Annotated in this window: 22 protein-coding genes; 10 read left to right on the plus strand and 12 right to left on the minus strand. The window is 66.2% G+C overall.

What is annotated here, in order from left to right:
- The first annotated feature begins 22 nt into the window (after positions 1-22).
- From BSZ14_RS09720 to BSZ14_RS19875, 3 genes are all read left to right on the plus strand, one after another.
- Positions 23-328, plus strand: coding sequence for a DUF485 domain-containing protein (locus tag BSZ14_RS09720; RefSeq protein WP_042488648.1), 306 nt, complete (start codon positions 23-25; stop codon positions 326-328).
- Positions 325-2,028: a cation acetate symporter gene (locus tag BSZ14_RS09725; RefSeq protein WP_076710757.1), complete on the plus strand. Its 1,704-nt coding sequence runs from the start codon at positions 325-327 to the stop codon at positions 2,026-2,028. Before BSZ14_RS09720 ends, BSZ14_RS09725 begins: the two co-directional genes overlap by 4 nt.
- Before the next feature lie 96 nt (positions 2,029-2,124).
- Positions 2,125-2,292, plus strand: a complete 168-nt coding sequence (locus tag BSZ14_RS19875; RefSeq protein ID WP_198930491.1) for a hypothetical protein — start codon at positions 2,125-2,127, stop codon at positions 2,290-2,292.
- On the opposite strand, the gene BSZ14_RS09730 is transcribed toward BSZ14_RS19875, so the two are convergent.
- Positions 2,289-3,599 (minus strand): MFS transporter, encoded by a 1,311-nt coding sequence (locus BSZ14_RS09730; protein ID WP_042488654.1) that lies wholly within the window; start codon positions 3,597-3,599, stop codon positions 2,289-2,291. The two genes, BSZ14_RS19875 and BSZ14_RS09730, sit on opposite strands and share 4 nt — an antisense overlap.
- A 114-nt stretch (positions 3,600-3,713) precedes the next feature.
- Here BSZ14_RS09730 and pgsA point away from each other — a divergent pair, with 114 nt between their 5' ends.
- From pgsA to BSZ14_RS09745, 3 genes are read left to right on the plus strand one after another with little or no spacing between them, the layout of a single operon-like run.
- Positions 3,714-4,268 carry a CDP-diacylglycerol--glycerol-3-phosphate 3-phosphatidyltransferase gene (pgsA, locus tag BSZ14_RS09735; RefSeq protein WP_042488657.1) on the plus strand — a complete coding sequence of 185 codons (555 nt, stop codon included), beginning with the start codon at positions 3,714-3,716 and terminating at the stop codon, positions 4,266-4,268.
- The gene (gene moaD, locus BSZ14_RS09740; RefSeq protein ID WP_042488660.1) at positions 4,268-4,525 is read left to right on the plus strand and encodes a molybdopterin converting factor subunit 1; all 258 of its coding nucleotides are present in this window, start codon (positions 4,268-4,270) and stop codon (positions 4,523-4,525) included. Before pgsA ends, moaD begins: the two co-directional genes overlap by 1 nt.
- Positions 4,522-4,962, plus strand: coding sequence for a molybdenum cofactor biosynthesis protein MoaE (locus BSZ14_RS09745; protein WP_076710758.1), 441 nt, complete (start codon positions 4,522-4,524; stop codon positions 4,960-4,962). The genes moaD and BSZ14_RS09745 overlap by 4 nt, the downstream gene beginning before the upstream one ends.
- Before the next feature lie 51 nt (positions 4,963-5,013).
- On the opposite strand, the gene BSZ14_RS09750 is transcribed toward BSZ14_RS09745, so the two are convergent.
- The 3 genes from BSZ14_RS09750 to BSZ14_RS09760 form a co-directional block, all read right to left on the minus strand.
- Positions 5,014-5,643 (minus strand): fasciclin domain-containing protein, encoded by a 630-nt coding sequence (locus tag BSZ14_RS09750; RefSeq protein WP_083748190.1) that lies wholly within the window; start codon positions 5,641-5,643, stop codon positions 5,014-5,016.
- A 114-nt stretch (positions 5,644-5,757) separates the two neighbouring features.
- A complete protein-coding gene (locus BSZ14_RS09755) occupies positions 5,758-6,378 on the minus strand; it encodes a fasciclin domain-containing protein (RefSeq protein ID WP_076710759.1) in 621 nt (206 codons plus the stop codon).
- A 54-nt stretch (positions 6,379-6,432) separates the two neighbouring features.
- Complete coding sequence (locus tag BSZ14_RS09760; RefSeq protein ID WP_042488667.1) at positions 6,433-7,335, minus strand: hydrogen peroxide-inducible genes activator; 903 nt, start codon at positions 7,333-7,335, stop codon at positions 6,433-6,435.
- A 156-nt stretch (positions 7,336-7,491) separates the two neighbouring features.
- Here BSZ14_RS09760 and BSZ14_RS09765 point away from each other — a divergent pair, with 156 nt between their 5' ends.
- Both BSZ14_RS09765 and BSZ14_RS09770 read left to right on the plus strand, forming a co-directional pair.
- Complete coding sequence (locus tag BSZ14_RS09765) at positions 7,492-8,037, plus strand: peroxiredoxin (RefSeq protein WP_042488670.1); 546 nt, start codon at positions 7,492-7,494, stop codon at positions 8,035-8,037.
- A gap of 121 nt (positions 8,038-8,158) precedes the next feature.
- On the plus strand, positions 8,159-8,680 hold the full coding sequence (locus tag BSZ14_RS09770; RefSeq protein WP_042488672.1) for a carboxymuconolactone decarboxylase family protein: 522 nt from the start codon (positions 8,159-8,161) through the stop codon (positions 8,678-8,680).
- A gap of 133 nt (positions 8,681-8,813) precedes the next feature.
- Here the strand turns inward: BSZ14_RS09770 and BSZ14_RS09775 are convergent, their stop codons facing one another.
- The gene (locus BSZ14_RS09775; protein WP_089413618.1) at positions 8,814-9,578 is read right to left on the minus strand and encodes a sulfite exporter TauE/SafE family protein; all 765 of its coding nucleotides are present in this window, start codon (positions 9,576-9,578) and stop codon (positions 8,814-8,816) included.
- Positions 9,579-9,745: 167 nt separating this feature from the next.
- Here BSZ14_RS09775 and epsC point away from each other — a divergent pair, with 167 nt between their 5' ends.
- Both epsC and BSZ14_RS09785 read left to right on the plus strand, forming a co-directional pair.
- Entirely contained in the window at positions 9,746-10,429 is a 684-nt protein-coding gene (gene epsC, locus BSZ14_RS09780; protein WP_042488703.1) for a serine O-acetyltransferase EpsC, read from the plus strand.
- Positions 10,429-10,761 (plus strand): DUF2794 domain-containing protein, encoded by a 333-nt coding sequence (locus BSZ14_RS09785; protein ID WP_042488677.1) that lies wholly within the window; start codon positions 10,429-10,431, stop codon positions 10,759-10,761. Before epsC ends, BSZ14_RS09785 begins: the two co-directional genes overlap by 1 nt.
- 153 nt (positions 10,762-10,914) lie before the next feature.
- Here the strand turns inward: BSZ14_RS09785 and BSZ14_RS09790 are convergent, their stop codons facing one another.
- From BSZ14_RS09790 to BSZ14_RS09820, 7 genes are all read right to left on the minus strand, one after another.
- A complete protein-coding gene (locus BSZ14_RS09790; RefSeq protein WP_042488712.1) occupies positions 10,915-11,286 on the minus strand; it encodes a hypothetical protein in 372 nt (123 codons plus the stop codon).
- A 119-nt stretch (positions 11,287-11,405) separates the two neighbouring features.
- The gene (phoB, locus tag BSZ14_RS09795) at positions 11,406-12,098 is read right to left on the minus strand and encodes a phosphate regulon transcriptional regulator PhoB (RefSeq protein ID WP_042488715.1); all 693 of its coding nucleotides are present in this window, start codon (positions 12,096-12,098) and stop codon (positions 11,406-11,408) included.
- 13 nt (positions 12,099-12,111) lie between these two features.
- The gene (phoU, locus tag BSZ14_RS09800; protein ID WP_042488972.1) at positions 12,112-12,798 is read right to left on the minus strand and encodes a phosphate signaling complex protein PhoU; all 687 of its coding nucleotides are present in this window, start codon (positions 12,796-12,798) and stop codon (positions 12,112-12,114) included.
- Between the two features lie 8 nt (positions 12,799-12,806).
- Complete coding sequence (pstB, locus tag BSZ14_RS09805; RefSeq protein WP_042488975.1) at positions 12,807-13,571, minus strand: phosphate ABC transporter ATP-binding protein PstB; 765 nt, start codon at positions 13,569-13,571, stop codon at positions 12,807-12,809.
- Positions 13,565-14,830, minus strand: a complete 1,266-nt coding sequence (pstA, locus tag BSZ14_RS09810; RefSeq protein ID WP_076710761.1) for a phosphate ABC transporter permease PstA — start codon at positions 14,828-14,830, stop codon at positions 13,565-13,567. The genes pstB and pstA overlap by 7 nt, the downstream gene beginning before the upstream one ends.
- Positions 14,823-16,199, minus strand: coding sequence for a phosphate ABC transporter permease subunit PstC (gene pstC, locus BSZ14_RS09815; RefSeq protein ID WP_076710762.1), 1,377 nt, complete (start codon positions 16,197-16,199; stop codon positions 14,823-14,825). The genes pstA and pstC overlap by 8 nt, the downstream gene beginning before the upstream one ends.
- A complete protein-coding gene (locus tag BSZ14_RS09820) occupies positions 16,196-17,242 on the minus strand; it encodes a substrate-binding domain-containing protein (RefSeq protein ID WP_076710763.1) in 1,047 nt (348 codons plus the stop codon). The genes pstC and BSZ14_RS09820 overlap by 4 nt, the downstream gene beginning before the upstream one ends.
- Positions 17,243-17,248: the final 6 nt, after the last annotated feature.

The raw sequence follows: 17,248 nt of genomic DNA on the forward strand, positions 1-17,248 counted from the left end.
GTGCGGGGGTTAGGAGATTGCCATGGAGGATGCCGCAGCCCGTCTGGCCAGCGATCCGCGCTATATCGCGTTGGTTCGCAAGCGAGGGCGTTTCACGACGGTCCTGACGGTCATCATGCTGATCGTCTATTTCGGGTTCATCCTGACCATCGCCTTCGACAAGGCGCTGCTCGCCCGTTCGGTCAGCGGCGGGGCGACGAGCTGGGGCATACCGATCGGGCTGGGGGTGATCGCGCTCGCGATCGTGCTGACCGGCCTGTATGTATGGCGGGCCAATCGCGATTTCGATCCGGTCATCGACGCACTCCGGGCGGAGTATGGTGCATGACGCGCGGCGGGATTCCGCTTGCCGCCGCCTTGACGCTGCTGCCGGTTTCGGCGGCTGAGGCTCATGCCATCGGCCCGGCCGTCCAGCAGGCGACGAACTGGACGGCTATCGGCATGTTCGCGGCCTTTGTCGCGCTGACGCTGGCCATTACCCGCTGGGCCGCGCGGCGGACCCGGACGGCATCCGATTTCTACACCGCCGGGGGCGGGATCACCGGGTTTCAGAACGGCCTGGCGATTGCGGGCGACTTCATGTCCGCCGCCTCGTTCCTGGGCATTTCGGCGCAGATCTATGCCGATGGCTATGACGGGCTGATCTATTCGATCGGCTTTCTCGTCGGCTGGCCGATCCTGTTGTTCCTGATGGCCGAGCGGTTGCGCAATCTGGGGCGGTTCACCTTCGCCGATGTCGCGTCCTTCCGCTTCGCCCAGACGCCGGTGCGGATGGTGGCTGCCTGTTCGACGCTGCTGGTCGTCCTGTTCTATCTGATCGCGCAGATGGTGGGGGCGGGGCAGTTGATCCGCCTGCTGTTCGGTCTGCCCTATGGCTATGCGGTCATCATCGTCGGCGTGCTGATGACGATGTACGTCCTGTTCGGCGGCATGACGGCGACGACCTGGGTCCAGATCGTCAAGGCGATGATGCTGCTGGGTGCTGCCAGTTTCATGGCGATCGCGGTGCTGGCGCGGTTCGGGTTCAGCCCTGAGGCACTGTTCGCCCGCGCGATCGAGGTGAAGACGGCGCTCGCCGCTCTGGCGGGCGCGGGGCCGGACGAGGCGGTGACGAAGGGCCGGGCGATCATGGGGCCGGGCGGGTTCATCAAGGATCCCGTTTCCGCCATCTCGATCGGGGCGGCGCTGATGTTCGGCACGGCGGGCCTGCCGCATATCCTGATGCGCTTCTTCACCGTGCCGAACGCCAAGGCGGCGCGCAGCTCGGTGTTGTGGGCGACGGGGTGGATCGGCTATTTCTACATCCTGACCTTCGTCATCGGTTTCGGCGCGATCGTGCTGGTCGCCACCGACCCGGGCTTTCTTGATGCCGAAGGTGCGCTGAGGGGTGGCAGCAACATGGCGGCGATCCATCTGGCGCAGGCCGTCGGCGGCAACCTGTTCCTCGGCTTCATCTCGGCGGTGGCGTTCGCGACCATCCTTGCGGTGGTGGCGGGCCTGACCCTGTCGGGGGCCTCGGCAGTCAGCCATGACCTGTATGCGACCGTCATCAAGAAGGGGCAGGCGGACTCCGCCTCCGAGTTGAAAGTGTCGCGGATCACCGTGCTGGTGCTGGCGGTCATCGCGATCCTGCTGGGCATCCTGTTCGAGAAGCAGAATGTCGCCTTCATGGTCAGCCTGGCCTTTGCGCTGGCGGCGTCCGCGAACTTCCCGGTGTTGTTCCTGTCGCTGCTATGGTCGGGCTGCACGACGCGGGGCGTGGTTGCAGGCGGCCTGGTCGGGCTGCTGACCGCTTTGGTGCTGACCATATTGTCGCCTGCCATCTGGGTGACGGTGCTGGGCCATGCCGCACCGATCTTCCCCTATGGCTCGCCGACTATCTTCTCGATGCCGCTGGCGTTCCTGACCATCTGGCTGGTGTCGATCACCGATCGCAGCGGCCGGGCGGCGATCGACAAGGCGGGCTATCCGGCGCAGCGCATCCGCTCGGAGACGGGCATCGGCGCATCGGGCGCACACGACCATTGATCCCCTGTCCCCGCTGTCTCGATACGGGGCAGCGGGGACAGCCGGTCCGATATCGGGCCGCTGCCGAAATGGTAAACGAGGCGTTAACAGGGGGCTATGAGACGCCGCCTTGTCCTGACCAACGAAGCTGCCCGTCACCCCGTTCGGCGCACGCTGCCGCCCCCCGTCAAAACACGGCGGCGGCAGGACGACGATCAGGATATCCGGTTGTTCGTCCTCAGCTTCACGGCCTTCTTCATCAGCATCTATACGTTTCTGTTTTAAGCCGGTTCGGCGGAAACATCGTCACAGGCGCGGTGCAGCAGCAGCGCGAGCCAGGCCGATACCAGGCACATGGCCGCGACCACGAAGAGCATGTCGGCCGACGAAACGCCCGCCGCACTGATCGCGAAGGCCAGGACCGAGCCGATCGTCATGGCAAAGCAGTTCACGATGTTGTTCGCCGCCACTGTGCGCGCCGTCTGGTCCTTTTCGACCGTGGTGGTCAGGAAGGCATAGAGCGGTACGACGAACATGCCCCCGGTCGTCGCGATCGCCAGAAGCGTGGCGAGGATGCCGATCGCCCGCGGCTCGGCCAGGAACGCCTGCCAGCTATACAGGCCACCCCCCGCCGCCGGGGTCCAGTTGCGGCACAGGAACGAGAACAGCACGACGAACGCGCCCATCGCGATCACCGACATGGGCGAATAGCGCGCCGAAATCTCACCCTTCAGCATCGTGTTGATGACCACCGAGCCGATGGCGACACCGATCGAGAAGATCGCGATGGCGAGGCTGGCGACTTCCTTGTCCGCCGTCAGGACATTCTTCACCAGCGGGGGGAAGATGATGATGAGGACCGCGCCGATCGTCCAGAAGAAGCTGATCGCGATGATCGCCAGGAACAGGCGGCGGATATGCAGCGTCGCCGAGATCAGCCGCCACGAGGCGGTGAAGGGGTTGTAGTTGAGCTTCAGCGGTGGCCCTTCGCGCGGGGCGGGGGGCACCTGGCGGCCCAGGAACCAGCCGATCACCGCGACCACGATGACGCCGACGGCCGCCGCCTCGATCGGGATCCAGCCCGCCGCGACCGTGCCGAGCAGGATCGCCAGATAGGTCCCCGCCTCGACCAGACCGGTGCCGCCCAATATGTCCTCGGCTTCCAGATGCTGGGGCAGGATGGCGTATTTGATAGGCCCGAAAAAGGTCGAATGCACACCCAGCGCCAGCACCGTGCCCAGCATCAGCGCCAGTCCGGCCGTGGTATAACCCGCCTTGGCGATCAGCAGGCCACCCGCACCGACCAGCATGATGCCGATCTCGACCGTCTTCACGATGCGGATGATCTTGGCCTTGTCATGGCTGTCGGCCAATTGTCCCGACAGCGCCGACAGGAAGACGAAGGGCAGGATGGCGGCGCCGGTCGCGGCGCAGTTGAAGTAGAATTCGGAATGGGGGTCGGTGAAGATCGCATAGGTGGCGAACAGCACCATCGACGTCTTGAACAGGTTGTCGTTGAATGCGCCGAGAAACTGGGTGGCAAACAGCGGCAGGAAGCGACGCTGTTTGAGAAGCCCGAGGGCATTGAGCATAACGAAAAATGGCCCGATCGTGGCAACAGGATGACACCAACATAGCTATGCGTACCCATATCGCCAACCGCTTAAAGCGGTTTGTCATGGGCGCACGAGCGGTTAGAAGGCGACATGCTGACGCTGCCCAACCTGTTGACGCTCTCGCGAATCCTGGCCGTGCCGCTGCTCGCGGGGCTGTTGTGGCAGCCCGATTGGGCATTGGGCTACGGCATCGCCTTTGCGCTGTACTGCCTGATGGGCATCACCGACTATTTCGACGGCTATCTGGCGCGTGCGCAGGGGGCTGTGTCGAAGCTGGGCGTCTTTCTTGATCCCATCGCCGACAAGATCATGGTCGCCTCGGTCATACTGGTGCTGGTCGCCGTGCAGGTCTTGAGCGGGTTGAGCGTGGTCGCGGGCCTCGTCATCCTGTTGCGCGAGATCGCGGTGTCGGGGCTTCGCGAATTCCTGGCGCAGTTGCAGGTCTCGGTGCCGGTGTCGCGACTGGCCAAGTGGAAGACGACGCTGCAACTGATCGCGCTCGGCGGTCTGATCCTGGGCGGCGCGCTGCCCGGTTGGCCGTGGATGCATGGGGCGGCCCTGGCGGCTCTCTGGGCCGCGGCGGTGCTGACGCTCGTCACCGGCTGGGACTATCTGCGCGTCGGCCTCAAGCATATGGATAGCTGATGATGCTGACGATCCTGTATTTCGCCTGGGTCCGCGAGCGGATCGGGCACGCCGAAGAGACGGTGACGTTGCCCGAGCATGTCGCGACGGTCGCCGATCTGGTCGCATGGCTGGCGACGCGGGGTGGCGGCTATGCCGAGGCTATGGCCGAGCCGGAGCGGCTGCGCGCGGCGGTCGACCAGAATTTCGTCGGTCTCGATGCCGCCATCGGCAATGCCCGTGAGGTTGCGATCTTTCCGCCGGTGACGGGCGGATGATCCGCGTCCTGGTATCGCGCGCGCCCATCGACCTGGCCGAGGAAATGGCGCGGGTCGAAGGGCAGGACGTCGGCGCGGTGGCAAGCTTTTGCGGGCTGGTTCGCGCCGATGACGGAGTCGACAGCCTCGAGCTGGAACATTACCCCGGCGCGACCGAGGCGGCACTGGAGCGGATCGCGCGCGAGGCGGTGGATCGCTGCTCGCTTCAGGCGGCAACGATCGTCCACCGGGTCGGCCCCATGCGGCCGGGCGAGCGGATCGTGCTGGTCCTGGCGGCGGCCCCTCATAGGCGCGACGCGCTCGATGCCTGTGCGTATCTGATCGATCGCTTGAAGACCGACGCGCCCTTCTGGAAGCGCGAGACGCGGGGGCATGACGCCCGCTGGGTCGAGGCACGCGAAAGCGACACGGCGGCCGCCGAACGCTGGACCGCATAGAAAAAGGCGAGGCCGAAGCCCCGCCTTTCCCTGTTTCGACGATCCGGCGATTTAGCCGATCTTCGGTACGTTGATGCCGTTGGTCAGATGCACGACGCCGTTGGTCGCCTGGACGTCGGCCTTGTCGACATAGGCCTTCTGTCCATTCACGTCGGTCAGCATGATGTTGCCGTTCGGGCCGAGCTGCGCGGTCAGCGGCTGACCGGCGAGCGTCGTCAGCGTGGTGGTGCCGTTACCGGCCGCGATCTGCGCCTTCAGCTGGTCGGCGGTCACCTTGCCCGAGACGACGTGGTATTTCAGGATCGTCGCCAGCGTGGCCTTGTTCTCCGGCTTGCTCAGCGTGTCGAGCGCGCCCGGGGGCATACGGCTGAACGCCTCGTTGCTGGGTGCGAAGACGGTGAAGGGGCCGGGGCCGGACAGGTCGGCGGTCAGTCCCGCCGTCGTGACCAGGCGCGCCAGCGTGCTGCGGTCCGGCGTCGCGGCCAGGACCTGAACGATGGTGCCGGTCGCGGCGGGCGTCGCGGTGGCCGGGGCCATCGGAGCAGCCTGGCCCGGGGCGGCGGTGGCCGTCTGGGCAGGTGCGGGCTGCATCGGGGTGGTCTGCGGCGCCGTCTGGGCGATGGCGGCACCCGCGCCGGTCAGGGCGGTGGCGGACACGAGAATGGCAAAAGTCTTCAACATTAAAAGCATACTCCCGTTCTTCTGGCGGCGGAGCGGGGTCGCATCGCGCCGCATGGTGAAGGGCAGGCCAGCCGTTCCCGAAGCGAAACGGCCGTCCTGCCGGGAGTAACGCACTTAATCCAGTTTTGGCACCAAGACACCATTGACGATGTGAATGACGCCGTTCGCCTGGGGCATGTCGCCAGCTTCGATATAGCTTTTGTTACCGCTGCTGTCGGTCAGGGTGATGACCGATTGGGTCATGCTGACGGTCAGCCACTCGCCCTGGACGGTCATCAGCTTGGCGGTGCCGCCACCAGCGGCGATCTGCTGTTGCAGGTCGGCGATGCCCACGACGCCGGGGACCATGTGAAAGCGGATCAGCTTGACCAGCGAATCCCGGTTTGCGGGCTGCAGCAACTGCTCCTGCACACCGGGAGCAAGCCGCGCGAAGGCCTCGTTCGACGGCGCGAACAGGGTATAGGGACCGGGACCTGCCAGCGTGGTCGCCAGCCCGGAGGCGCGGATCGCGGCGACCAGCGACGAAAGAGAGGGCGTGGCCGTCGCATTGTCGAGAATGGTGCGGGTGGGCACCATCGGCTGATCCGGCTGCGGCGCTGCCGGGGGCGCGACGACCGGCGCGCTGGACGGAGCGGCGGGCGCCTCGCGCTGATCCCGCCCGCGCCCGCAGCCACCCAGTCCGATCATGGCGATGAGCGGCAGAACGGCCACCAGCCGCCGTGCATTATGGGTCATGGGCGAAATCTCCTGAAGATGGGATGATATCGAAGGGGACGCGCAGGGTGCCGATCAAGCTGCTTCCGCAAGCACCTGTGCCAACAAACGAAAATCCTTTTCCCGGGGGCTGGCGCGACGCCAGACCAGCGCGATCTTGCGCACCGCATTCTCGGCGTCAAGCGGCCGCGCGGTGATATGGGTATTATCCAGAATGCCCGAGCGCAGCGCCATTTCGGGCAGCATCGTCATGCCCAGGCCATTGTCGACCATCTGGACGATGGTGTGGAGCGAGGTGCCCAGCATCGTCGCCTCCGCGCGCAGTTCGGGGCGGTTGCACGCGGCCAGCGCATGGTCCTTCAGGCAATGTCCGTCCTCCAGCAGCAACAGCCGCGCCTCGTCGATCGCGGAGGCCGGGAAGGCCGCAGGCGGCGTCACCTCCTCGTCGGTCGGGAAGGCGACGAACAGTCGGTCGTCGAACAACGGCTCGGCCGTCACCTCGCCACAGGCATAGGGGAGCGCGAGCAGGACGCAATCGGTACGGCCATTGTGCAGGCGCTCGCAAGCCGGGCCGCTCGGCTCCTCGCGCAGGAACAGCTTCAGGTCGGGAAAGTCGCGCCGCAGACGGGGCAGGATGCGCGGCAGCATGAAGGGTGCGATGGTCGGGATCACCGACATGCGCATCTCCCCCGACAGGGGCCGTCCGGCGGCGCGGGCCATGTCGCCCAGCTCGTCCGCCTCGCGCAGGACGCGGCGCGCCTTGTCGGCGATGCGTTCGCCCAGCGGCGTGAAGCGCACGACGCGCCGCGTCCGCTCGACCAGCGTCACGCCGATCAGCGTCTCCAGCTCGCGCAGGCCCGCCGAGAGGGTGGATTGCGTGACGAAACACGCATCCGCCGCCCGGCCGAAATGGCCATGGTCCTGCAGGGCCACGAGATATTGTAACTGTTTCAGGGTCGGTAGATAGGTCGCGGCCATTGATCGTCTCAGTCGATTGCGATGTGACAAATAGCTTGTTGGATCAAAGGCGCCAGTCCCCATATCTGTTGCGGCATCGAATACAGGCGGGCCAACCGCCGGTCGTGCGAGAGGATGGCTGAAGCCGAATTTTATGAAAGAAGGAGGCAGATTGCCATGTTGACCGTTGGAGACAAGCTCCCCGCATTCACCGTTCCCGTCCAGCAGGGCACCAACGCGCTGCCCGCCGGCGAGACGATCAGCGACACCTCCTATGAGGGCAAGTGGAAGGTCCTGTTCTACTGGCCGAAGGACTTCACCTTTGTCTGCCCGACCGAGATCGTCGGCTATTCCGAGCTGAAGGGTGACTTCGAGGACCGCGATGCCGTGCTCATCGGCGCGTCGACCGACACCGCGCATGTCCACCTGGCTTGGCGCAAGTCGGACCCGGATCTGGCCGCTGCCGATTTCCCCTGGATCGCGGACAATGGTCGCGTCCTCGCCGACGCGCTGGGCATCGTCGACAAGAACGAGCACGTCGCCTACCGCGCGACGTTCATCATCGATCCCGACAATGTCATCCAGCACGTCACGATCAACGGCCTGAACGTCGGCCGCAACCCGGCCGAGACGCTGCGTGTCCTCGACGCGCTGCAGACCGACGAGCTGTGCCCGTGCAACTGGAACAAGGGCGACGACGTCCTCCAGCTCGCCGCCGAGTAATCCTGTCGGCCCGGGGGCGGTGACGTCCCCGTGCCCATCATTCCCGACGCCCCGGCGAGGGTCGCTGGTCCACCGCGGATCGGAGGCCCGGACTGGGGCGTCGTCTATCTGGAGCAATCCCATGTCCCTCAAGGAATTTGCCGGGCAGCTGCCCGACTTCGCCAAGGATATCCGCCTGAACGTCGGCTCGCTGCTCAACGAGCCAGTGCTGAACGACCAGCGTAAATATGGCCTGCTGCTCGCCTGCGCGCATGGCACCGGCCACAAGCCGCTGGTCGACGCGGCCGAGGCGGAATGCGCCTCCAAGCTGTCGCCGGAGGCGGCCAATGCTGCGCGCGCGGCGGCGGCGGTGATGGCTATGAACAATGTCTATTACCGCTTCACGCACCTGGCCGGGAACCAGGAATATCGTAACATGCCCGCCAAGCTGCGCATGAACGTGATCGGCGCCCCGGGCATCGACAAGATCGATTTCGAGCTGTTCAGCCTGGCGGTGTCGGCGATCAACGGCTGCGGCATGTGCATCGATGCCCATGAGGCGGTGCTGAAGAAGGCCGGGATTTCGGCCGAGGTCATCCAGACCGCCGTTCGGATCGCAGCGGTGATGCAGGCCGTGGCGACCGTTCACTCGGCCGTCGCGTAGCCCAAATCCTCCCCAAGCGAAGCTTGGGGAGGGGGACCGCCGGGCGCAGCCCGGTGGTGGAGGGGCGTCGCCACAGACCGTGACACCCCTCCGTCAGCGCTACGCGCTGCCACCTCCCCTTGCAGGGGAGGATTTACCGCGTGATCGCCTGGTACAATCCCCAAAGGCTGGTCAGCGTCAGGATTACCCCGACCAGCGTCAACAGGGTTCGCGCCGGAACCCGCTTGGCGAGCATCGCCCCGAACGGGGCCGCGCAGATCCCGCCGATCAGCAGTCCGACCGTCGCCATGGTGAAGGCACCCCAGCCCAGCTGGGTGATGAACGTCGCCGAGATGGTCGCGGTCAGGAAGAACTCGGCGGTGTTGACCGTTCCGATAGTCGTGCGCGGCGCGGCGCCCTGGGCCAGCAGGTTGGACGTCACGACCGGCCCCCAGCCGCCGCCGCCTGCGGCGTCCAGAAAGCCGCCGAGGAACCCCAAGGGCTCGACGATCCTGGGCTCGCGCGTCGCCGCCTTGTGCCGCCAGGCGCGGATCAGCAGGTAGATGCCGATGCCGGTCAGATAGGCCAGGATGAAGGGTTTCACGACGGCCGCATCGATGTTGGACAGGACATAGGCCCCCAGCGCGCCGCCGATCACGCCGGGGATCATCAGTCGCAGGAACAGCCGCCAGTTGACGTTGCGATGCACCACATGGCTGATCCCGGAGACCGCGGTGGTAAAGGTCTCGACACTGTGGACGCCCGCCGAGGCGGCGGCGGGCGGAACGCCCAGGCTGATGAGCAGCGTGTTGGAGATCACCCCGAAGGCCATGCCCAGCGCACCGTCGACCACCTGCGCGGCGAAACCCACGGCCACGAATGGCAGGATGTGGATCAGCTCGGTACTGGTCGGGTCCATCATGTCTCCTGTGCTTAATGACCGGCGGCCATGCCGTTTCTCAAGCAACGCTGCAACCGCGATAGAGTTTGCCCGGTGCCAGGCAAGCGTTGGTCAATCGAGGGGGGCGATCTGGATTTTGCCCGAGCCTATGCCTAAATGCGCGTATCGCATCTGGGGACATGCTCATGCCGAGCCGATTGGCCGCTTATCTCGATTCGATCCGGGCTCGCGATCCCGCTCCGCATTCGCGTGCGGAGATTTTGCTGTACCCCGGCGTCTGGGCGCTGGCCGGGCACCGGGTCGCGCATCGGCTGTACAGGTCGCGGGCGTTTTTCCTCGCCCGGCTGGTCAATCATTTCACCCGCTTCCTGACCGCGATCGATATTCATCCGGGTGCCAAGATCGGGCGCAATTTCTTCATCGACCACGGCTTTGTCGTCATCGGCGAGACGGCGGAAATCGGCGACGACGTCACGATCTATCAATGCGTGACCCTGGGCGGCACCAGCCCGGACAATGGCGTGGCGGGCAAGCGCCATCCGACGCTGATGGACGGCGCGATCGTCGGATCCGGTGCGCAGGTGCTGGGGCCGATCATCGTGGGGCCGCGCGCGCGGGTCGGGGCGAACGCGGTCGTCACGCGCGACGTGCCCGAGGGTGCGGTGATGGTCGGCATTCCCGCTCGACCCACGATCGTCGAGGGCGGCGCTGCGCCGGAGAAGCGCTTCGTCCCTTACGGCACGCCTTGTTCCGAGATGTTCGATCCCCAGACCCAGAAGATCGAAATGCTCCGTTGCGAGCTGGAGACGATGCGGCGACGGCTGGACGCAGTGCTGGCCGAGCAGGGCGAAGAGCGCGATCGGGCCTGATGGGGGTCGTACCCTTTCCCAAGACGGCGGGGCAGGTGGGGTTCGACCGCGCGGAACTGACCCGTATCCTCGACCTTTACGGCCGGATGGTCGCGGCCGGACACTGGCGCGACTATGCGATGGATATGGGACGCGATGCGGCCATTTTCTCCGCCTTTCGCCGTGCGGCGGAACGTCCCGAATTCCGGATCGAGAAGCGCCCGGCGCTGCGCAACCGCCAGGGCATGTGGGCACTGATCGGTGAGGGCGGGGCGGTGCTGAAGCGGGGGCATGAGCTGGGGCCGGTTCTGGCCCCGGTCGAGCGGCGTCTGATGAAACTGGTCGAGGAATAGATGCTCTATAGCAGGATGACATGAGATGACCTCACCCCTCCCCTTCAGGGGAGGGGCTTGCGTTGGTTCGACGCAATGTCTCGCAGTCTAAAAGAAATGGCGTCAGTCCCCATTAGGAACCGACGCCTTTTTCACAGCCGGGTGATGCGCCTGTTACTTGCCGCCACGCTGACGGCACTGGTCATACTGACCCTTTTTGCAGATCGGATAGCTCTTGAGCGGCGCCGGGGCTGGATAGGCCTGGGACGGGCTTGGTGCCTGCTGGAACACGACCGGCGCGCCCGGGGCGGGCGGGGCGGCCATCGGCGGCTGGGCGGGCTGATAGCCACCGGCGGTCATCGTGCCGGCGGTCGCGGCGGCATTGGCCTGCATCGATCCCGACGTGTCGGTCTGGGTCTGCGTCGTGGTCGTATCGGTCGAGGCACCGGCCTGCATCCCCGCCTGGGCGGTGGTGTCGGTCTGGGTCTGCTGGGCGAGAGCGGGCGCCGCCATCAGAGCGGTGGCGGCCAGAAAAACGAGCTTCATGCGAATCTCCTGTTCAGAAGCGCAAGTGCGTTAGCGCGTGGGGCAGAACGTCCCATGCCGCACTTGGCTCCCTCGTTTCGCTTGCGACCCGATCCTGACAGGCTTTTCAGGATGTTGGCTCACCCCCCCGCGTCGAGCGAATAGCCCGCCGAGCGAACGGTCCGGATGATGTCGGGCCGGTCGCCGATATTGATCGCCTTGCGCAGGCGGCGGATATGCACGTCGACCGTCCGGCTCTCGATATCCGAGTCATGACCCCATACCGCGTCGAGCAGCCGCTCGCGCGAGAAGACCCAGCCCGGATGCTCCAGGAAATGCTTGAGCAGGCGGAATTCGGTCGGGCCGAGCGAGACGACTTCGCCGGCACGGCGGACCTTGTGGCCGACCGTATCCATCTCGATATCGGCATAGGTCAGCGCCTCGCCCGCCAGCGCCGGGCGGACACGGCGCAGCACCGCGCCGACACGCGCGACCAGTTCGCGCGGGGAGAAGGGCTTGGTGACATAATCGTCCGCGCCCGTCTCCAGCCCGCGCACCCGGTCCTCTTCCTCGCCGCGCGCGGTCAGCATGATGATCGGCACGTTCGCCGTCTCGGCCGAGCGGCGCAGGCGGCGGCAGACCTCGATGCCCGAAATCCCCTCGACCATCCAGTCGAGCAGGACGATGTCGGGCGTGCTCTCCCGCGCCAGCAGCAATGCCTCCTCGCCGTCGACCGTATGGGTGACGTCGAAATCCTCGCGCTTGAAATGGAAGACGAGCAGTTCCGCGAGCGCGGCGTCGTCCTCGACCAGCAACATCTTTACCCGTGCCATCGTGCCTGTTCCCTCAAGAAGGCCATGTGCCGCCGCGGTCCCGCTCACCCATCTGGGTGCCGGTGGCGGCGAAATAGACCATTTCCGCGACGTTCGTCGCATGGTCACCGATCCGTTCGAGATTCTTGGCGATGAACAGCAGGTGCGCGACCTGTCCGATCGTCTTGGGATTCTCGACCATATGGGTGACGAGCGTGCGGAAGATGGAATCGTAGAAATCGTCGAGCGCGTTATCGCTGTCGCGGACCCGGATTGCCGCCTCGGCATCGCGTGCGGCAAAGGCGTCGAGCACGTCATGCACCATCGCCGAGGCGATCTTGGCCATGGCGGGCAGGATCGAGACGGGCTCGATCCGGTCCTCGCTCTCGATCATCGGCACGCGCTTGGCGATGTTCTTGGCATAGTCGCCGATGCGCTCGACGACGCTGGCGATCTTCAGCGCCGCCACAACCTCGCGCAGGTCGTTGGCCATCGGCGCGCGCAGGGCGATGGTACGTACCGCCAGCCGCTCGACCTCCGCCTCGATCAGGTCGATCGCCTTGTCGTCCTCGCGAACCTTGCGCGCCAGTTCCAGGTCGGAGCGTTGCAGCGCCTTGATGGCATTGGCGATCGCCTCCTCGGCCAATCCGCCCATCTGGCTGATCAGCCCGCGCAGGCGGCCGATATCGTTGTCGAAGGCTTTTACGGTGTGGTCCATGATCCTCGTCCTCAGCCGTAACGGCCGGTAATATAGTCCTTCGTCCGCTCTTCCTTCGGGTTGGTGAAGATGTCGGACGTCTTGCCGTACTCGACCAGGGTGCCGAGGTGGAAAAAGGCGGTGCGCTGCGAGACGCGGGCGGCCTGCTGCATATTGTGGGTAACGATCGCGATGGCGTAGCGACCGCGCAGGTCGTGGATCAGCTCCTCGATCCGCGCGGTCGCGATCGGATCGAGCGCACTGCACGGCTCGTCCATCAGGATGACCTCCGGGTCGACCGCGATGGCGCGCGCGATGCAGAGCCGCTGCTGCTGGCCGCCCGACAGCGCGGTGCCGCTTTCCGACAGACGGTCTTTCACCTCGTTCCACAGGCCCGCACGGGTCAGCGAGCGCTCGACGATGGCGTCCATTTCGCTTCGCGACGTCGCCAGGCCATGGATGCGCGGGCCATAGGCGACATTCTCGTAGATCGACTTGGGGAAGGGATTGGGTTTCTGGAACACCATGCCGACACGGGCGCGCAGCTGCACCACGTCCATCTCGGGCGCATAGATATCCTGCCCGTCCAGACGGACATCGCCGGTGACGCGCGCCGACGGGATGGTGTCGTTCATCCGGTTGAGCGTGCGCAGGAAGGTCGACTTGCCGCAGCCCGACGGGCCGATAAAGGCGATCACATGATCCATGTCGACATCGATCGAGATGTCGTGGATCGCCTGCTTGGCACCGTAAGACACGCTGACGTTGCGCGCGGTTATCTTGGGGGTACTCACCAGCGTGTCTCGAACCGATTGCGGAGGTAGATGGCCAGCCCGTTCATCGCGAGCAGGAAGACGAGAAGGACGATGATCGCGGCCGAGGTCTTCTCGATGAAGCCGCGGTCGACCTGATCCGACCACAGGAAGATCTGGACCGGCAGCACGGTCGCCGGATCGGTCAGCCCGCGCGGGGGCGCGGCGATGAAGGCGCGCATCCCGATCATCAGCAGCGGCGCGGTCTCACCCAGCGCGCGGGCCATGCCGATGATCGTGCCGGTCAGGATGCCCGGCAGGGCGAGCGGCAGGACATGGTGGAAGATCACCTGCACCCGCGACGCACCGATGGCGAGCGCGGCATCGCGGATCGAGGGCGGCACCGCCTTGATCGCGTTGCGCCCCGCGATGACGATCACCGGCATGGTCATCAGCGCGAGCGTCAGGCCGCCGACCAGCGGGGCCGAGCGCGGCAGGCCGAAGGTGCCGAGGAACACCGCGAGCCCGAGAAGGCCGAAGATGATGGAGGGGACCGCCGCCAGATTGTTGATCGACACCTCGATCATGTCGGTCCAGCGGTTCTTCGGCGCGATCTCCTCCAGATAGAGGGCGGCCAGCACCCCGATGGGGAAGGCCAGCGCCAGTGTGACCAGCATGGTCAGCAGCGAGCCCTTCGCCGCGCCCCAGATGCCGACCCGCGTCGGATCGGTGGCGTCGGCATCCTTCAGGAAGCCCATATCCCAACCGGTCGATAGAACGCCGCGCGCCTGCAACCGCGCGACGACGCGCTCAGCCTCGGGCGTGCCGATACCCTTGGCGGCGACGTCGTAGCGGCTGGCGACCGGTAGTTCGAAGTGGACGGTGCGACGGAGCATGCCCGGGTCAGCCTTGATCGCGTCGCGCACGACAAGCCAGGCGCCGGGCGACAGAAGGTCCGTTCCCATCGGGCCGAAGGCGGTCGTCGCAGCGGTATCGACGGCATTTTCCAGCCCGGCCCCGGCCAGCGCCAGATCGGCCCCGCGCCCCTTCAGGCGCGCGGGCTCGACCGGCAGTTCGGCGGCCGCGAGGTTGACCGGCATGGCCACGCGTGTCTCGGTAAAGCCGCGAAGTCCCTGCGCCAGCATGGTGATCAGCAGGAAGGCAAGGAATGCCGCCGACAGTGCGACCGCCGCCGCGCCCAGCCGTCGGAAGCGACGCTCGGCGGCATAGCGCCGACGCAGGCGACGGGCCATGGCGGGGCTGTTCCAGCCAGCGGCCGAAGGCGGAGCGGGCGGCTTATTCATAGGTTTCCCGATATCGCTTCACCACGTTGAGCGCGACGATGTTGAGCAACAGCGTGATGAGGAACAGGGTCAGGCCCAGCGCGAAGGCGGCCAGCGTCTTGGGGCTGTCGAACTCGGCCTCGCCGGTCAGCAGGTCGACGATCTGGCGCGTGACGGTGGTCGTGCTGGCAAAGGGGTTCGCGGTCAGCGTGGCGACGCCGCTCGCCGCCATGACGACGATCATCGTCTCCCCGATCGCGCGACTGACCGCCAGCAGCACGCCGCCGACCACGCCGGGCAGGGCGGCGGGCAGCATGACGCGGGTGATCGTCTCGGACGGGGTGGCCCCCATCGCCAGGCTGCCGTCGCGCATCGAATTGGGTACGGCGGCCAGGCTGTCATCGGCCATGGACGAGACAAAGGGGATGATCATCACCCCCATCACCAGACCGGCGGCCAAAGCACTTTCGGATGACGCCCAGTCGATGCCGATCGAGACCGCGAACTGCCGGACGGCAGGGGCCACTGTCAGCGCGGCGAAATAACCATAGACGACGGTCGGAATGCCCGCGAGCACTTCCAGAACGGGCTTCATGATCCGGCGTGCGCGCGGGGCGGCATATTGGGTCAGATAGATGGCGCTCATCAGGCCGAACGGGATGGCGACCGCCATGGCGATGACCGCGCCGATGAAGAAGGTGCCCCAGAACAGCGGCACTGCGCCGAGCGATGCGCCGGGATGGCGCGGATCGATCGACTGGGGGCTCCAATGCGTGCCGAACAGGAAGTCGGTGACCGGCACGACCGAGAAGAACCGTCCCGCCTCATACAGCAGGGAGGCGACGATCCCGGCGGTGGTCAGGATCGCGATCAGCGACGCGCCCAGCAGCAGCCCGAGTACGACGCGTTCGATCCGGGTGCGTGCCGGAAATTCGGGGCGCACATGCAGATAGGCATAGGCCCCGCCCGCCAGCGCCAGCAACAGGACGATTGCGGTGGCGATCCAGTCGATCCGTGCCTGCGCGGCGTGATAGGCGGGCGAGAGCGTCCGTGACAGCGTATGGAAGGCGCCTTGCGCCTGCCCGGCCGCCAGCGCCCGCGCCTCGGACAGGATCGCTGCCCGTTCGAAGCCGGGCGGGGGAAGCTGCGCGGCCGCCGGGGCATGGAGCACCATGTCGGTGACGAGCGCGGGGGAGGTGGCGGCCCAGATGGCGAGGAAGATCAGCGGGGGCGCGGCCGTCCATAGCGCGACATACCAGCCATAATGATGCGGCAGCGAACTGGCCCGCGTTCCCGACCGCCGCCGGAAACCGAGCGCATGCATCCGCGTCGAGGCCCAGGCGATGATGCCCAGCCCGACCGTCAGGACGAGAAGGACGACACCGTTCATGACGGCAGCCTCGCGGGATCGAGCGTGATTTCGCGGGCAATGATCGCGCGCGACCGGGCCTGGATCGCTTCGGGCGAAGCGATCAGGCCGCGACGCACCAGCGGACCGTCCTTGCCCCAATTGTCGGCATAAAGCCGCAGGAAGGCGCGCAGCCCCGGAATGGCATCGAGATGCGCCTTCTTTGCGTAGATATAGAGTGGGCGCGATCCCGGATAGCGGTCGGCGGCGATGGCGTCATAGGTCGGCTTCACGCCGTTGATCGTCACGCCGTCGACCGTCTGGCGATTTTCCTCGAGATAGGAATAGCCGAAGACGCCGAGCGCATCCGGATTGGCCTGAAGCTTCTGGACGATCAAATTGTCGTTCTCGCCCGCATCGATATAGGCGCCGTCTTCGCGGACGCGGGTGCAGAACAGGCGATGCGCTTCGGGATCGCGGGCTGCCAGCGCGGGCGCGCCCGGCTCGACCGCGTCGCATGCTTTGGCCAGGATCAGTTCTGCCAGCGCATCGCGCGTACCGCTGGTCGCGGGCGGGCCATAGACCTGGATGGGGATGGCGGGCAGCGCGGGATTGACGTCGGCCCAGGTGCGCGCGGCGTTGGGCTTGCCGCCGGGGTGCGCCGCGAGCGCGCGGTAGATGTCGACCGAGGTCAGCGCCATATGCGGTCCGCGCTTGGATTCGGCGAAGGCGATGCCGTCGATGCCGATCTGGATTTCCAGCAGCTCGGCCGCGCCATGTGCCGCACAGTCGCGATACTCGCTGGCCTTCATCCGGCGCGAGGCGTCTTCCAGATCAGGATGCCCCGCGCCGATCCCGGCGCAGAACAGCTTCATGCCCGCACCCGTGCCGGTCGATTCGATGACCGGCGCCTTTGCGTCGGGATCGGCCGCAACGAAGCGCTCGGCAATGATCGTCGTGAAGGGATAGACGGTCGACGAGCCCACGGCGGTAATCTGGTCCCGCACGCCCGCGCCGCCGCCATTGGCCTGATCGTGGCAGGCCGCCAGCGAGAACATCGCGGCGAGAAGGCAGGGCAGGCGCATCGAGAT

The sequence above is a fragment of the Sphingomonas sp. Sph1(2015) genome, assembly GCF_001970915.1.
In the GTDB taxonomy this organism is placed as follows: Bacteria; Pseudomonadota; Alphaproteobacteria; order Sphingomonadales; family Sphingomonadaceae; genus Sphingomonas; species Sphingomonas parapaucimobilis.

Excerpts from the sequence above, each read along its gene's own strand:
- BSZ14_RS09720 (WP_042488648.1), top strand. The coding sequence starts at position 23 with ATGGAGGATGCCGCAGCCCGTCTGGCCAGCGATCCGCGCTATATCGCG.
- BSZ14_RS09725 (WP_076710757.1), top strand. The coding sequence starts at position 325 with ATGACGCGCGGCGGGATTCCGCTTGCCGCCGCCTTGACGCTGCTGCCG.
- BSZ14_RS19875 (WP_198930491.1), top strand. The coding sequence starts at position 2,125 with ATGAGACGCCGCCTTGTCCTGACCAACGAAGCTGCCCGTCACCCCGTT.
- BSZ14_RS09730 (WP_042488654.1), bottom strand. The coding sequence starts at position 3,599 with ATGCTCAATGCCCTCGGGCTTCTCAAACAGCGTCGCTTCCTGCCGCTG.
- pgsA (WP_042488657.1), top strand. The coding sequence starts at position 3,714 with ATGCTGACGCTGCCCAACCTGTTGACGCTCTCGCGAATCCTGGCCGTG.
- moaD (WP_042488660.1), top strand. The coding sequence starts at position 4,268 with ATGATGCTGACGATCCTGTATTTCGCCTGGGTCCGCGAGCGGATCGGG.
- BSZ14_RS09745 (WP_076710758.1), top strand. The coding sequence starts at position 4,522 with ATGATCCGCGTCCTGGTATCGCGCGCGCCCATCGACCTGGCCGAGGAA.
- BSZ14_RS09750 (WP_083748190.1), bottom strand. The coding sequence starts at position 5,643 with ATGTTGAAGACTTTTGCCATTCTCGTGTCCGCCACCGCCCTGACCGGC.
- BSZ14_RS09755 (WP_076710759.1), bottom strand. The coding sequence starts at position 6,378 with ATGACCCATAATGCACGGCGGCTGGTGGCCGTTCTGCCGCTCATCGCC.
- BSZ14_RS09760 (WP_042488667.1), bottom strand. The coding sequence starts at position 7,335 with ATGGCCGCGACCTATCTACCGACCCTGAAACAGTTACAATATCTCGTG.
- BSZ14_RS09765 (WP_042488670.1), top strand. The coding sequence starts at position 7,492 with ATGTTGACCGTTGGAGACAAGCTCCCCGCATTCACCGTTCCCGTCCAG.
- BSZ14_RS09770 (WP_042488672.1), top strand. The coding sequence starts at position 8,159 with ATGTCCCTCAAGGAATTTGCCGGGCAGCTGCCCGACTTCGCCAAGGAT.
- BSZ14_RS09775 (WP_089413618.1), bottom strand. The coding sequence starts at position 9,578 with ATGGACCCGACCAGTACCGAGCTGATCCACATCCTGCCATTCGTGGCC.
- epsC (WP_042488703.1), top strand. The coding sequence starts at position 9,746 with ATGCCGAGCCGATTGGCCGCTTATCTCGATTCGATCCGGGCTCGCGAT.
- BSZ14_RS09785 (WP_042488677.1), top strand. The coding sequence starts at position 10,429 with ATGGGGGTCGTACCCTTTCCCAAGACGGCGGGGCAGGTGGGGTTCGAC.
- BSZ14_RS09790 (WP_042488712.1), bottom strand. The coding sequence starts at position 11,286 with ATGAAGCTCGTTTTTCTGGCCGCCACCGCTCTGATGGCGGCGCCCGCT.
- phoB (WP_042488715.1), bottom strand. The coding sequence starts at position 12,098 with ATGGCACGGGTAAAGATGTTGCTGGTCGAGGACGACGCCGCGCTCGCG.
- pstA (WP_076710761.1), bottom strand. The coding sequence starts at position 14,830 with ATGAATAAGCCGCCCGCTCCGCCTTCGGCCGCTGGCTGGAACAGCCCC.
- pstC (WP_076710762.1), bottom strand. The coding sequence starts at position 16,199 with ATGAACGGTGTCGTCCTTCTCGTCCTGACGGTCGGGCTGGGCATCATC.
- BSZ14_RS09820 (WP_076710763.1), bottom strand. The coding sequence starts at position 17,242 with ATGCGCCTGCCCTGCCTTCTCGCCGCGATGTTCTCGCTGGCGGCCTGC.